The sequence below is a fragment of the Stenotrophomonas sp. INTA L402-1 genome (assembly GCF_059295135.1).
The window spans coordinates 1-11,987 of the sequence record NZ_JCAFWP010000015.1 but is presented as its reverse complement, the minus strand read 5'-3'; the positions used below and the strand labels follow the sequence as shown (position 1 = coordinate 11,987).

Below are 11,987 nucleotides of genomic sequence, written 5' to 3'. Positions count from 1 at the left end.
GCATCCCAGCGCGTGCGCCGGCCCAGTAGAGCCAGGCCATGCCTGGCTGCTTTCCGTCCCGCAGGCACGGCGGGCGGGTCATCCACGCATGGCGTGGATCTACTGGAATTCCGGGTCCGCCCCCCCGGTAGCGCCCGGCCGCGCCCGTCGACACGCCTCAGGCCGCTGCCAGCTCCGCATCGATCTGCCGCGAACGGTCGAAAGCGGTCATCGCACTCATCCGTGCAATGTAATCAGCCGTGGCCGGCGCCGGCTGCACCAGGCCGAAGGCGGTGGTCCAGGCCAGCGCATTGCCCCACAGCACGTCGGCGGCGCTCATCGTCTCGCCGAGCAGGTACGGCCCCTGCGCCAGCTGGGCCTCGACCACCTGCAGCACGGTCTCCGCGTCGTTGTAGGGCGACATCAGGCGCGGCGGCGGCTCGCGGTGCATTGCCTTGTCGATCATCGCCGGCTCGAAACAGGCGCCGTAGAAGGCCATCCAGCGCAGGTAGGGGCCGCGCAGGGCGTCGCCGATCGGCGGGGCCAGCCCGGCTTCCGGGTACAGGTCGGCCAGGTACAGGTAAATCGCCACCTGCTCGGTCACCAGTGCGCCGTTGTGGACGATGGCCGGTACCTTGCCCATCGGGTTGATGGCCAGGTAGGCCGGGGCCAGGTTGGCGCCGGCCTTCAGGTCCAGCACCTGCATGCGGTAGTCGGCACCCAGCGCTTCGAGCAGGGCCACGGCGCCGCTCGAGCGTGAACGGGCGGCGTGGTACAGGGTGATCTGGCGGGATGTCATGGCATTGCTCCTTGCGGTGGGTGGTGAACTGGAGCTCATCCTGGGGCACTATTGCGGACGACTTCTGTCCTCGATCCTTCATGCGCCATACCGCCCATCGACTGTTGCGCCTGATCGCCCTGCTGCAGGCCCGTCGCCAGTGGTCCGGGGCCGAGTTGGCCGAGCGCATGGGCGTGGACCGGCGCAGCATCCGCCGTGACATCGAGCGCCTGCGCGAACTGGGCTATCCGGTGCAGGCCTCATCCGGGGTCGGCGGCGGCTACCAGCTGGGGGCAGGGGCACCCGTACTTCCCATGCTGTTGGATGAGGAAGAGGCGACCACCCTGGCCATCGCCCTGCGCGCGGCCTCGGCCACCGTCGCCGGCATTGACGACACCGCGCGTGGCCTGCTGTCCAAGCTCGATCCGCTGGTGCCGACCCGTCGCCGCCAGCAGGCCGGCGAGGTGCATGCAGCGACGGCCACCCTGTCCGATCTTCCGTCCACCGATGCGCGCGTGCTCGGGCGGCTGGCCCAGTACTGCCGGCAGGCGTCACGGCTGGCCTTCGAATACCGCAGCGCACAGGACGCCGTCACCCAGCGCGAGGTCGAGGCCCAGCACCTGGTCAACTACGGGCGGCGCTGGTACCTGCTGGCCTGGGATCTGGGCCGGCAGGACTGGCGCACCCTGCGCGTGGACCGGATGGGCGCGGTGCGTGAGTGCTCCGAGCCGGGCATGCACCGGCGCACCCCGGCGCCGCCGGATGTGATGGTGCGGCAGGCGGTCAGCCAGGCCCCGTTCGCGCTGCAGGCCATCGTCCGCCTGGCCGGCAGTCGCGCCGAGCTGGAAGGCCGCATTCCGCCCTGGTGCGGGGTGCTGGAGGCGGACGGCGCCGAGCACTGCCTGCTGCGCATGGGTGCTGAGAGCCGGGGCATGATGCTGGCGCAGATCCTGAGCCTGGACCGCGTGCCGGTGGCGCTGTGGACCACGCCGCCAGGCCTGCGCGACGAACTGGCCCAGCGCCTGGCCGGGCTCGGCCGGGTGCTGGCTGTGCCGCCGGTCACAGGCTGAGCCACATCGCTTGGCAAGCCCCGGCGAAGCTGGGACACTCGCCGCCATGAAGGGGATACTGGGGACAACGGCGATCATCATCGCTGCGCTGACCGCTGCGCCGGCCAGCGCCGGAACCCTGTACAAGTGCCAGGGCCCTGACGGCGTCACCAGTTATGTGAGCAAGCGGGTGGCGGGTGCGCGCTGCAGCACCATCAGCTACAGCCGCGACACCCGTCCGGCACCGCGCCCGGTGGTGGACGTGCCCAGGCCGGCGCCGACCACGGTGGCCAGCATCGAACGCAACCCGGTTGCCGTTGCCGCCAGCGCCGCCACGCCGGCAACGGTTGCGCCTGCGCCTGCATCCGCGCCCGCAGCTGCTCCGGCACAGCCGGTCGCCTCGCGCGCCGGACGCATGGTCAGCGGCCAGGTCTATTCCTTCATGAAGGACGGCGTGCGCCACTACACCAGTGCGCGCCCGACCCAGGTCGCCAACCTCGGCCCGGTGCGGACCATCCGCTACAGCTTCATGGAGCGCTGCTACGCGTGCGGGGTCAATCCACGCGTTGACTTCGGCACCGTGCGCCTGAACACCACCGCGTTCCAGAGCGAGATCACCTCGGCCGCACGCGAGTTCGGCGTCGATGAGGCGGTGGTGCGCGCGATCATCCATGCCGAGTCGGCCTACAACCCGACCGCGCTCAGCCGCGCCGGCGCCCAGGGCCTGATGCAGCTGATGCCCCCCACCGCCGCCCGCTTCGGGGTCGGTGATTCCTACGATGCCGGGCAGAACATCCGCGGTGGCGTGCAGTATCTTGCGTGGTTACTGAAGCGCTTCAACGGCGATCTGACCCTGGCTGCCGCCGGCTACAACGCCGGCGAAGGCGCGGTCGACCGCCACGGTGGCGTGCCGCCCTACAGCGAAACCCAGTACTACGTGCGCCGGGTCGGGCAGCTGGCCGAGCGTTACCGCACCGCATTGACGCACCAGTAGTGCCGGCCGCTGGCCGGCAACCCCTGGGCAATGGCCGGTACCGACCGGCCGCTGGCCGGCAACCCCGCAATCAATGTTGTTGCAATGCGTTGTGTGGCGCGCGACGGTTCCGCTACACTCGACCGTGATTCAATGCGGCTCTGGCCCCCACCGGATCCGCTGGCAGCCTTAAAGCTACCTAATCAATATCGGAGTGCCGGATGGCCAACGATGGGGTACACGATCCAGTCAACACCGGACGTCGGCGTTTTCTTTCTGCCACCACAGCCGTGGTGGGCGCCGTCGGCGTCGGATTCACCGCAGTTCCTTTCATCAAATCCTGGAACCCCAGTGCCCGCGCCAAGCTTGCCGGCGCACCGGTGGTGGCCGACATCAGCGCCCTGCAGGAAGGCCAACGCCTGATCGTGGAATGGCGTGGCCAGCCGATCTGGATCGTCAAACGGTCCAAGGCGATCCTCGATGCGCTGCACGGGCTGGATGGCCGTCTCAAGGACCCCGAGTCCGGCGAGAAGGACCAGCAGCCGGAGTACGTGCTGAAGCAGAACCCCGAGCTGCGCTCGATCAAGCCGGACATCTCCGTGCTGGTCGGCCTGTGCACGCACCTGGGCTGCTCGCCGGAAATGGTCGCCGAGATCCGGCCTGAACCCTACGACCCGCAGTGGAAGGGCGGTTACTTCTGCCCCTGCCACAAGTCGCGCTTCGACATGTCCGGCCGCGTCTTCAAGGACGTGCCGGCGCCGATCAACCTGAAGGTGCCCGCGCACCACTACCAGGACGACAACACCATCATCATCGGTGTCGATCCGCAGGGGGCTGCCTGATGGCCAATATCCTCAGCCGTACCGCCAGCGGCGTGGCCGACTGGGTCAATGCCCGCGCACCGGGCCTGATGCCGGTGTACCGCAAGCACGTCAGCGAGTACTACGCGCCGAAGAACTTCAACATCTGGTACTACTTCGGTTCGCTGGCGCTGCTGGTGCTGGTCAACCAGATCGTCACCGGCATCTTCCTGACGATGCACTACAAGACCAACGCCGCCGAGGCGTTCGGTTCCATCGAATACATCATGCGTGATGTGGAGTGGGGCTGGCTGATCCGCTACATGCACTCCACCGGGGCCTCGCTGTTCTTCATCGTGGTCTACCTGCACATGTTCCGCGGCCTGCTGTACGGCAGTTACCAGAAGCCGCGCGAGCTGGTGTGGATCCTGGGCATGCTGATCTACCTGGTGCTGATGGCCGAAGCGTTCATGGGCTACGTGCTGCCGTGGGGCCAGATGTCGTTCTGGGGCGCCAAGGTGATCATCTCGCTGTTCGGCGCGATACCGGTGATCGGCAACGGCCTGACCGAATGGATCATGGGCGACTACCTGCCCAGTGACGCCACGCTCAACCGCTTCTTCGCGCTGCATGTCATCGCATTGCCGCTGGTGCTGTTGCTGCTGGTGGTGCTGCATCTGGGCGCGCTGCACGAAGTGGGGTCGAACAACCCAGACGGCGTGGAGATCAAGAAGGGGCCGAAGGGCAACCGCTGGTCGCCGAACGCGCCGGCCGACGGCATCCCGTTCCACCCGTACTACACGCTCAAGGACGGTGTCGGCGCCGGCTTCCTGCTGATCATCGCCGCCTTCATCATCTTCTTCGCGCCCGGTTTCGGCGGCCTGTTCCTGGAGCACGACAACTTCACCGAGGCCAACCGCCTGGTGACCCCGGAGCACATCAAGCCGGTCTGGTACTACACGCCGTACTACGCGATGTTGCGCGTGGTGCCGAACAAGCTGGGCGGCGTGCTCGTGATGTTCTCGGCCATCGCGATCCTGTTCCTGGTGCCGTGGCTGGACAAGGCGAAGGTGAAATCGGTGCGCTACCGCGGCTGGATCTCGAAGGTGATGCTGGGCGTACTGGCGGTGTGCTTCGTCTGGCTGGGCGTGATCGGTTCCGGCCCAGGCACCGACGTGCACGAGACCTACATCGGGCGGGTGCTGACCTTCCTGTACTTCGCGTTCTTCATCACCATGCCGCTATGGACAAGGTTGGACAGGACCAAGCCGGTACCGGAGAGGGTGACCACCCATGACTGAACGCTGGATGGTCCGGCTGGCCCTGACGGCCGCCCTGATGCTGGGCAGTTTCCTGGCCTCCGCCGCCGAAGGCGGCACCAAGCTGCTGCAGGCCGGCAACGATCTCGGTGACCGCGCCTCGCTGCAGCGCGGCGCGCAGCTGTACATGAACTACTGCTCCGGCTGCCATGCGCTGAAGTACCTGCGCTATTCGCGGATGGCGCAGGACCTGGGCCTGACCGAGGAAGAGGTGATGAACAACCTCAACTTCACCGGCTCGGCGATCGGCGACCCGATCCCGGTGGCGATGCCCAAGGAGAACGCCGAGAAGTGGTTCGGCAAGATGCCGCCGGATCTCAGCCTGATCGCGCGCGTGCGCGGCAGTGACTGGGTCTACACCTACCTCAAGTCGTTCTACCTGGACAGCAGCCGGCCGCTGGGCTGGAACAACGCGCTGTTCGCCAACGCGTCCATGCCCAACCCGCTGTGGGAAATGCAGGGCCTGCAGCATGCCGTGCATGGCAAACCGGAGGCGCCGGGCATGGACCCGCCGGTGACCGGCCTGCGCCTGGAAACGCCAGGCAACGTCGATGCCGGACAGTACGACCAGGCCGTGCGCGACATCACCAACTTCCTCGAATACGCCGGTGAACCGGCCGCGCTCAAGCGCCAGCAGCTGGGCGTGTGGGTGATCCTGTTCCTGGCCCTGCTGACCTTCCTGCTGTACCTGCTGAAGAAGGAATACTGGAAGGACGTTCACTGAATCTGCCGCCGACCATCGCACGGGCCTATTGGCTTTTGTGATGGTCGGTTGCACACTCGGGGAGGAGTCGATCGCTGGCACGGTGCCGGCGGCGCCGATGCGGCAGGCGGTCTCCTGTCGTGGGAGAGCCTTTGATGGCGGCGAGCGTACGCATGCGCAATACACTGACGCTGTTTTCCTCGAACGACGACGTACTGTGCCACCGTGTACGCCTGGTCCTGGCGGCCAAGGGTGTGACCTTCGACTTCGTTCCGGTCGATCCACAGAACCCGCCTGAAGACCTGATCGACCTCAATCCGTACCACTCGGTGCCGACCCTGGTCGAACGCGAACTGGTGCTTTACGCCGCGTCGGTGGTCAGCGAATACCTCGATGAGCGCTATCCGCATCCGCCGCTGATGCCGGTCGATCCGCTGTCGCGTGCCCGCATCCGGTTGGCCATGCTGCGCATCGAGCACGACTGGGTGCCGCAGGTGCAGGCCATCCAGCTGGGCAACAAGACCCAGGCCGAGGCCGGTCGCAAGCGCCTGAAAGAACTGCTGACGGCCTCGCTGCCGCTGTTCAAGGCCAGCAAGTTCTTCCTCAACCCGGAAATGAGCCTGGCCGACTGCGCGATGGCGCCGATCATCTGGCGCCTGCAGTCGCTGGATGTGCCGCTGCCGAAGGACGGCAAGGCGATTGAAGACTACGGCAACCGCATCTTCCGCCATCCGGGTTTTGTCCGCAGCCTGACCGACCAGGAAAAGAAGCTGCGCGATCTGCCGGGCTGATCCCGTCTTGCTTTACCCGTCTGCACGCCGACCGGCGTGCAGGCGATCCGCCCCGGCGGGGCGCCGGGCGCGTACACTTCACGCATGACCGAAGACTTCTTCCACATGACCAGCCACCGCCCGTACCTGCTGCGGGCGCTGGTGGAATGGATCAACGACAACCAGCTGACCCCGCACATCCTGGTCGACGCCGGCGTCCCCGGCGTGCAGGTCCCGCCTTCGGCGGTCAAGGATGGCCGGGTTGTGCTCAACATCGCCGAACGCGCTGTCGTGCGGCTGATGATCGACAACGAGATGGTGAGCTTCTCGGCGCGCTTCTCCGGCACCAGCTACCCGGTGCAGGTGCCGATCAGCGCCGTGCTGGCCGTCTACGCCCGCGAGACCGGGCAGGGCATGGCACTGCCGGATGACATTCCGGGCAGCGAAACTGCGCCGACCAGCGACGAACTGCTGCACGAGGAAGGCACGCCGCCGGACGATACCCCGCCGGCCAGTCCGCCGCCCAAGGGTCGCCCGAACCTGCGCGTGGTCAAGTAATCCCTCTGACGCCGCCCCGATGGGCGGCGTTTTCCTTTACAGGATTTACCGGTGGGTGCCGACCGTTGGTCGGCACTCAAAGCCCTTAGACATCCTCGGCATCCTCCGCATCCGGCCGGATCTGGCTGATCCGCGCCGCGCCCGGGCCAGTGAACGAGATCAACTGGTCGCCGCGCAGCACCATGCGGCCCACGTGGCGATCGATGCCATCGTAGGAATACTCGAACTTGAACGTGCGCTCGAAACCGAGCCGGCCATCCTCGCCGCGCGACAGGCGCAGGCCGGTGGCATGCACCGCCTGGTCCAGCCATTGCACGTCGGCTGCGCGGCAGGCATTGCGACCCAGCTCGACCGCGCGCTCGGCGGCCGAACGCGCAGCGTTCCAGAAGAAGTAGATGATTCCGCCGGCAATCAGCAACAGCAGCAGGGTGGGCATGGCGTCAGCCGTCAGAGGTCGATTCCGCAAAGATGGCGGCGAACGTGCGCTGGATCAAGCGCTGGATTCACCGCCGCGGCTGCGGTTCGCTGGATACCGGTTGCGCGGGCACGATGACCGGTTGCGGTGTCGGGGCGGGCTGCATCGGCGTCGCAGTGGGAGAGGGCATCACCAGCGGTGATGTGGCGGTCAACTGCAGCAGCGCTGCCCAGTCCTGCCGGTTGAAGCTGCATTCGTCCTCGCGGCCCGGCGTGCAGCTGGGGTCGATGCCGGTGCTGTTGCGTTCGCGCGCGGGCGGCAGCTTGATCAGCCCGGTGCGGTCCAGCTGCAGCAGCCGCATCGCCACGGTGTTCATCACGTTGCCACCGACCAGGTACAGGGTCTGGTCGCCGCCAAGATTGGCCGCTACCACCACTTCGCAATGTGATTTCCAGTGGCCCACCGAGCCATTGCCCAGTGCCTGCACCAGCCCGCTGTAGCTGAGCGTGGTGCTGCGGTCGCGCAGGAAGCACAGCAGGTCGCCCGGTGCGGGCTTTGCGGTCGCGGGATCGACCAACCGGTACGGCACGCCCGAGGGGCCGCCCTGGTACGCGGCACGGATGTAGTCGATGTGGCGTGGCGAGGTGTTGAAGCCAGGAACGCCGGACTGCACCATCACCCAGGAAATGAACGCGGCTGACCACGGGTTGTCGACCAGGAAGGCGCGGCAGTCGCTGTCGGTGTAGCGCGTACCCAGCGGTGCCAGGCAGCTGCTGGCGCCGGCGATGCTGCCCATTGCGTTGAGCGTGCCGCTGTTGCGCCAGTAGCCGGCCACGCGCTGCCAGGCGATCAGGCCGTTGTCGGCCAGGTGATCGCTTTCGGCCTCGGTGACACTGAGGCTGGCGGCGCGGCCATCGCGATCAATGAAGGGCCGGAACCACAGCCGGTGCTCGTTGCAGGCGGTATCGCGGATGGCCACCGCCAACGGGCTCAGGCCGAAGCGGGGCGGCACATCGCAGGCTTCGGCGGCCGCTGCGGACAAGGGGGCTGCGGCCAGCAGCAGGCAGGCAGGCAAGAGCATCCGGCGCATGCGCGGCTCCTGTGGGGGATGACCGCAGCGTCGCAGCGCTGTCGTGAACGCCGGGTGTGAGAACCGGGTCAGGCCTCAGCCCGGCGGCGGGCCCAGCTTCAGCGACAGATCAATCGCCTGCACGTGCTTGGTCAGGCCGCCAATGGAGATGCAGTCCACGCCGTCCTCGGCGATCGAACGCAGGCCACCCAGGCCCACGCTGCCAGACACTTCCAGCGGAATGCGGCCCGCCGTGATGCGCACCGCCTCGCGGCGCAGGTCGGGGCCGAAGTCATCCAGCAGGATGCGTTCGCAACCGGCTTCCAGCGCCTGGCGCAGCTGTGCCAGGTCTTCCACCTCGACCACCAGCGGCAGCGCGGGCCATTGCCGGCGCGCGGCAGCCACGGCTGCGGCGAGCGAACCGGCAGCGCGGATGTGGTTTTCCTTCAGCATCACCGTGTCGTACAGGCCGAAACGATGGTTCTCTCCACCGCCGCAGCGCACCGCGTACTTCTGCGCCAGGCGCAGGCCGGGCAGGGTCTTGCGGGTGTCGAGGATGCGCGTGCCGGTGCCGGCCACGGCCGCCACGTAGCGCGCGGTGGTCGTGGCGGTGCCGGACAGCGTCTGCAGGAAGTTCAGCGAAGTGCGCTCGGCGCTCACCAGGCTGCGGCTGCGCCCGTGCAGCAGCGCCAGTACGGTGCCGGCGGTGACCGTGTCGCCCTCGGAGACATGCCATTCGATGCGCACGTCCGGATCGAGTGCGCGGTGGGTGGCGTCGAACCAGGGGCGGCCGGCGATCACCCCGTCCTGCTTGCACAGCAGGTAGGCGCTGTCGGCCTGGTCGGGCAGCAGGGCGGCGGTGACGTCGCCGCTACCCAGGTCCTCGGCCAGCGCACGCGCGACATCGGCGGCGACAACGGCCGCATCCGGCGTCGGCAGCGCGCTCATGCGGCCGGGAAGTCGGCGATCTGGGCGGTCGGGATGGCTTCCTCGGCCAGCAGCACCGGGATGCCGTCGTCAACGCGGAACACCTGCTTGCGGTCGCGGGTGACCAGCGCTTCGCGCAGCGGCTGCGCCAGCGGGTTGCCATCGGCCTTGTTCACCGCGCCGGTGGAAATGGCCTTGTTGAGGGCTTCCAGGCCCTTGCCATCCAGCAGGGACAGGGGCTGGCGGGTGTCCGGTGACACCAGCAGGTCGAGCAGCTTGCGATCCATGGTTCTTCGTCTTGCGTGGAAGATGGCTAGAATACGTCTTTAAGGCAGGTGACGGCCAATGACCCCCAACCCGATCGCGCCGCTTGTCGGCATCGTCATGGGTTCCCGTTCCGACTGGGAAACCATGCAGCACGCCGCCCAGAAGCTTGAAGCCCTGGGTGTTCCGTTCGAAGTGAAGGTAGTGTCCGCGCATCGGACGCCGGATGTGTTGTTCAGTTACGCCGAGCAGGCGGGCCCGCGTGGCCTGCGCGCGATCATCGCCGGTGCCGGCGGGGCCGCGCACCTGCCGGGCATGATCGCCGCCAAGACCGCCGTGCCGGTGCTGGGCGTGCCGGTGCAGTCCAAGGCCCTCAACGGCATGGATTCGCTGCTGTCGATCGTGCAGATGCCAGCCGGCATCCCGGTCGCCACCTTCGCCATCGGCAATGCCGGCGCCTCCAACGCCGCGCTGTTCGCCGCCGCGATGCTGGCCAGTGACCAGCCGGCGATCGGCCAGGCGCTCGACGCGTTCCGCGCACGCCAGACCGAAGACGTGATGGCCCACGACGATCCGCGCCAATGAGCCTGACCGTAGGCATCCTGGGTGGCGGCCAGCTCGCCCGCATGATGGTACTGGCCGGTGCGCCGCTGGGATTGCGCTTCGAACTGTACGACCCCGCAGCCGACGCCTGCAGCGGCCCGCTGGCACCGCTCACCGTCGGTGCCTTTGATGACCGCCAGGCGTTGGCGGATTTCGCGGCCAAGGTCGACGTGGTCACGTTCGATTTCGAGAACGTGCCGGCCGACAGCGCGCAGTTCCTGGCCGACCGCGTGCCGGTCTACCCGCCGCCGGCCGCACTGGCCGTGGCCCAGGACCGGTTGAGCGAGAAGACCCTGTTCCAGCAGTTGGGCATTCCGCTGCCGGCCTTCGCTGATATCCGCAGCCGTGACGAGTTGGCCGCGAAGGCTGCCGAGTTCGGTCTGCCGTGCATCCTCAAGACCCGCCGCCTCGGTTACGACGGCAAGGGTCAGTTCCGCCTGCGCAGCGAGGCCGACATCGATGCCGCATGGGATGCGCTGGGTGCGCAGGTCGAGCGTACTGGTCTGATCCTGGAAGGCTTCGTGGCCTTCCAGCGGGAGGTCAGCGTGGTTGCCGTGCGTGGCCGCGATGGCAGCTTCGAGGCCTGGCCGGTCACCGGCAACTGGCACGTCGACGGCGTGCTGTCGGCCAGCGTGGCGCCGGCCGTGTTGTCGGCCGCCGAGCACGAGGCCGCGATCGGCTATGCCCGTCGCGTCGCCGAGCACCTGCAGTATGTCGGCGTGTTCGCGCTGGAGCTGTTCTGCCGCGATGGCGAGCTGTTGGCCAACGAGATGGCGCCGCGCGTGCACAACTCCGGCCACTGGACCATCGAAGGCAGCGAGACCTCGCAGTTCGAGAATCACCTGCGCGCCGTGCTGGGCCTGCCGCTGGGCAGCACCCGCATGCTCGGCCATGCCTGCATGCTGAACTGGCTGGGCGCGATGCCGGACCCGGCGCCGGTGCTGGCCCAGGCCAGCGGCCACTGGCACGACTACGGCAAGGAGCCGCGTGAGGGCCGCAAGGTCGGTCATGCCACGCTGCGCGATGATGCTGCTGATGCACTGGCCGATGCACTGGACCAGGTGGGTCTGGAGCTGGGTCGCCAGGCCCAGGTGGCGCCGGCGGTACACGCGCTGCGCAACCGCTGAACCCGGTAGTGCCGGCCGCTGGCCGGCAATGCAACGATGTGGCGCGCCGGTGCAGGCATCGGCGCAACATTCCCGGTGGTAGCGTGGAGCTCCTTTCACAGGAGTCACGACCATGCTCGACTGGAATACCTACCGCAAGGAACTGAAGGGCCGCATCGGCGAGATCGGCAAGCTCTCGCCGGATACGGTCAAGGGCTATGCCACACTGGCCAATGCCGGCGCGCAGACCAACCACCTGGATGCCAAGACCCGCGAGCTGATCGCGCTGGCCGTGGCAGTGACCACCCGCTGCGACGGCTGCATCACCGTGCATGTGGATGCAGCGCTGAAGCACGGCGCCAGCCGCGAGGAAATCGCCGAGGCGCTGGGCGTGGCAGTGTCGCTCAATGCAGGCGCCGCGCTGGTGTACTCGGCACGGGTGATGGACGCGGTGGCCGCGCACGAGAGCGCGTGAAGCTCTGTTCTGTTTCCCGGTAGTGCCGGCCGCTGGCCGGCAGATTAGCCATCTCTGTACACCGATGGGGATTCCCGCCCCCGGCCGGCCCAACCCCCGGGCCCCCCCCCCCCCAGCGCAGCAGGCGGACGGCGCATTGCCAGGTGAACATCAGCCAGAAACCCTCCACAAATCGCGCGCGACCCATATGGGTGGAGGT

General features: G+C 67.7%; 15 protein-coding genes. 10 read left to right on the top strand and 5 right to left on the bottom strand.

Features of this window, described 5'->3' with window-relative positions:
• Nucleotides 1-157: 157 nt before the first annotated feature.
• Nucleotides 158-778: a glutathione S-transferase family protein gene (locus AC5O77_RS10520; protein ID WP_049414878.1), complete on the bottom strand. Its 621-nt coding sequence runs from the start codon at nucleotides 776-778 to the stop codon at nucleotides 158-160.
• Nucleotides 779-858: 80 nt separating this feature from the next.
• Between AC5O77_RS10520 and AC5O77_RS10515 the strand changes: the two genes are divergently transcribed.
• The 7 genes from AC5O77_RS10515 (at nucleotide 859) to AC5O77_RS10485 (ending at nucleotide 6,929) form a co-directional block, all read left to right on the top strand.
• Nucleotides 859-1,827, top strand: coding sequence for a helix-turn-helix transcriptional regulator (locus AC5O77_RS10515; RefSeq protein WP_478057103.1), 969 nt, complete (start codon nucleotides 859-861; stop codon nucleotides 1,825-1,827).
• A gap of 46 nt (nucleotides 1,828-1,873) precedes the next feature.
• Nucleotides 1,874-2,800, top strand: coding sequence for a lytic transglycosylase domain-containing protein (locus AC5O77_RS10510; protein WP_478057102.1), 927 nt, complete (start codon nucleotides 1,874-1,876; stop codon nucleotides 2,798-2,800).
• A gap of 200 nt (nucleotides 2,801-3,000) precedes the next feature.
• Nucleotides 3,001-3,621, top strand: a complete 621-nt coding sequence (petA, locus tag AC5O77_RS10505) for a ubiquinol-cytochrome c reductase iron-sulfur subunit (RefSeq protein WP_010486121.1) — start codon at nucleotides 3,001-3,003, stop codon at nucleotides 3,619-3,621.
• Complete coding sequence (locus AC5O77_RS10500; protein ID WP_032128877.1) at nucleotides 3,621-4,880, top strand: cytochrome b; 1,260 nt, start codon at nucleotides 3,621-3,623, stop codon at nucleotides 4,878-4,880. Before petA ends, AC5O77_RS10500 begins: the two co-directional genes overlap by 1 nt.
• Nucleotides 4,873-5,622, top strand: coding sequence for a cytochrome c1 (locus tag AC5O77_RS10495; protein WP_032128878.1), 750 nt, complete (start codon nucleotides 4,873-4,875; stop codon nucleotides 5,620-5,622). Before AC5O77_RS10500 ends, AC5O77_RS10495 begins: the two co-directional genes overlap by 8 nt.
• A 134-nt stretch (nucleotides 5,623-5,756) precedes the next feature.
• Nucleotides 5,757-6,392 (top strand): glutathione S-transferase N-terminal domain-containing protein, encoded by a 636-nt coding sequence (locus tag AC5O77_RS10490; protein WP_032128879.1) that lies wholly within the window; start codon nucleotides 5,757-5,759, stop codon nucleotides 6,390-6,392.
• A gap of 84 nt (nucleotides 6,393-6,476) precedes the next feature.
• The gene (locus AC5O77_RS10485; protein ID WP_019659028.1) at nucleotides 6,477-6,929 is read left to right on the top strand and encodes a ClpXP protease specificity-enhancing factor; all 453 of its coding nucleotides are present in this window, start codon (nucleotides 6,477-6,479) and stop codon (nucleotides 6,927-6,929) included.
• Between the two features lie 85 nt (nucleotides 6,930-7,014).
• Here the strand turns inward: AC5O77_RS10485 and AC5O77_RS10480 are convergent, their stop codons facing one another.
• The 4 genes from AC5O77_RS10480 to AC5O77_RS10465 form a co-directional block, all read right to left on the bottom strand.
• Nucleotides 7,015-7,365 carry a DUF3301 domain-containing protein gene (locus AC5O77_RS10480; RefSeq protein ID WP_049423257.1) on the bottom strand — a complete coding sequence of 117 codons (351 nt, stop codon included), beginning with the start codon at nucleotides 7,363-7,365 and terminating at the stop codon, nucleotides 7,015-7,017.
• A 67-nt stretch (nucleotides 7,366-7,432) separates the two neighbouring features.
• Nucleotides 7,433-8,434, bottom strand: coding sequence for a DUF2272 domain-containing protein (locus AC5O77_RS10475; protein ID WP_478057101.1), 1,002 nt, complete (start codon nucleotides 8,432-8,434; stop codon nucleotides 7,433-7,435).
• A gap of 75 nt (nucleotides 8,435-8,509) precedes the next feature.
• Nucleotides 8,510-9,361 (bottom strand): carboxylating nicotinate-nucleotide diphosphorylase, encoded by an 852-nt coding sequence (gene nadC, locus AC5O77_RS10470; RefSeq protein WP_478057100.1) that lies wholly within the window; start codon nucleotides 9,359-9,361, stop codon nucleotides 8,510-8,512.
• Complete coding sequence (locus AC5O77_RS10465; RefSeq protein WP_032128883.1) at nucleotides 9,358-9,627, bottom strand: Trm112 family protein; 270 nt, start codon at nucleotides 9,625-9,627, stop codon at nucleotides 9,358-9,360. Before AC5O77_RS10465 ends, nadC begins: the two co-directional genes overlap by 4 nt.
• A gap of 58 nt (nucleotides 9,628-9,685) precedes the next feature.
• Between AC5O77_RS10465 and purE the strand changes: the two genes are divergently transcribed.
• From purE to AC5O77_RS10450, 3 genes are all read left to right on the top strand, one after another.
• Nucleotides 9,686-10,189: a 5-(carboxyamino)imidazole ribonucleotide mutase gene (gene purE / locus AC5O77_RS10460; RefSeq protein ID WP_005412808.1), complete on the top strand. Its 504-nt coding sequence runs from the start codon at nucleotides 9,686-9,688 to the stop codon at nucleotides 10,187-10,189.
• Nucleotides 10,186-11,334, top strand: coding sequence for a 5-(carboxyamino)imidazole ribonucleotide synthase (locus AC5O77_RS10455; protein WP_032128885.1), 1,149 nt, complete (start codon nucleotides 10,186-10,188; stop codon nucleotides 11,332-11,334). The genes purE and AC5O77_RS10455 overlap by 4 nt, the downstream gene beginning before the upstream one ends.
• Nucleotides 11,335-11,446: 112 nt before the next feature.
• A complete protein-coding gene (locus tag AC5O77_RS10450; protein ID WP_478057099.1) occupies nucleotides 11,447-11,788 on the top strand; it encodes a carboxymuconolactone decarboxylase family protein in 342 nt (113 codons plus the stop codon).
• The last annotated feature ends 199 nt before the right edge of the window (nucleotides 11,789-11,987 follow it).

What these genes read in the sequence shown, in the direction of transcription:
- AC5O77_RS10520 (WP_049414878.1), bottom strand. Translation starts at nt 778, where the DNA reads ATGACATCCCGCCAGATCACCCTGTACCACGCCGCCCGTTCACGCTCG.
- AC5O77_RS10515 (WP_478057103.1), top strand. Translation starts at nt 859, where the DNA reads ATGCGCCATACCGCCCATCGACTGTTGCGCCTGATCGCCCTGCTGCAG.
- AC5O77_RS10510 (WP_478057102.1), top strand. Translation starts at nt 1,874, where the DNA reads ATGAAGGGGATACTGGGGACAACGGCGATCATCATCGCTGCGCTGACC.
- petA (WP_010486121.1), top strand. Translation starts at nt 3,001, where the DNA reads ATGGCCAACGATGGGGTACACGATCCAGTCAACACCGGACGTCGGCGT.
- AC5O77_RS10500 (WP_032128877.1), top strand. Translation starts at nt 3,621, where the DNA reads ATGGCCAATATCCTCAGCCGTACCGCCAGCGGCGTGGCCGACTGGGTC.
- AC5O77_RS10495 (WP_032128878.1), top strand. Translation starts at nt 4,873, where the DNA reads ATGACTGAACGCTGGATGGTCCGGCTGGCCCTGACGGCCGCCCTGATG.
- AC5O77_RS10490 (WP_032128879.1), top strand. Translation starts at nt 5,757, where the DNA reads ATGGCGGCGAGCGTACGCATGCGCAATACACTGACGCTGTTTTCCTCG.
- AC5O77_RS10485 (WP_019659028.1), top strand. Translation starts at nt 6,477, where the DNA reads ATGACCGAAGACTTCTTCCACATGACCAGCCACCGCCCGTACCTGCTG.
- AC5O77_RS10480 (WP_049423257.1), bottom strand. Translation starts at nt 7,365, where the DNA reads ATGCCCACCCTGCTGCTGTTGCTGATTGCCGGCGGAATCATCTACTTC.
- AC5O77_RS10475 (WP_478057101.1), bottom strand. Translation starts at nt 8,434, where the DNA reads ATGCGCCGGATGCTCTTGCCTGCCTGCCTGCTGCTGGCCGCAGCCCCC.
- nadC (WP_478057100.1), bottom strand. Translation starts at nt 9,361, where the DNA reads ATGAGCGCGCTGCCGACGCCGGATGCGGCCGTTGTCGCCGCCGATGTC.
- AC5O77_RS10465 (WP_032128883.1), bottom strand. Translation starts at nt 9,627, where the DNA reads ATGGATCGCAAGCTGCTCGACCTGCTGGTGTCACCGGACACCCGCCAG.
- purE (WP_005412808.1), top strand. Translation starts at nt 9,686, where the DNA reads ATGACCCCCAACCCGATCGCGCCGCTTGTCGGCATCGTCATGGGTTCC.
- AC5O77_RS10455 (WP_032128885.1), top strand. Translation starts at nt 10,186, where the DNA reads ATGAGCCTGACCGTAGGCATCCTGGGTGGCGGCCAGCTCGCCCGCATG.
- AC5O77_RS10450 (WP_478057099.1), top strand. Translation starts at nt 11,447, where the DNA reads ATGCTCGACTGGAATACCTACCGCAAGGAACTGAAGGGCCGCATCGGC.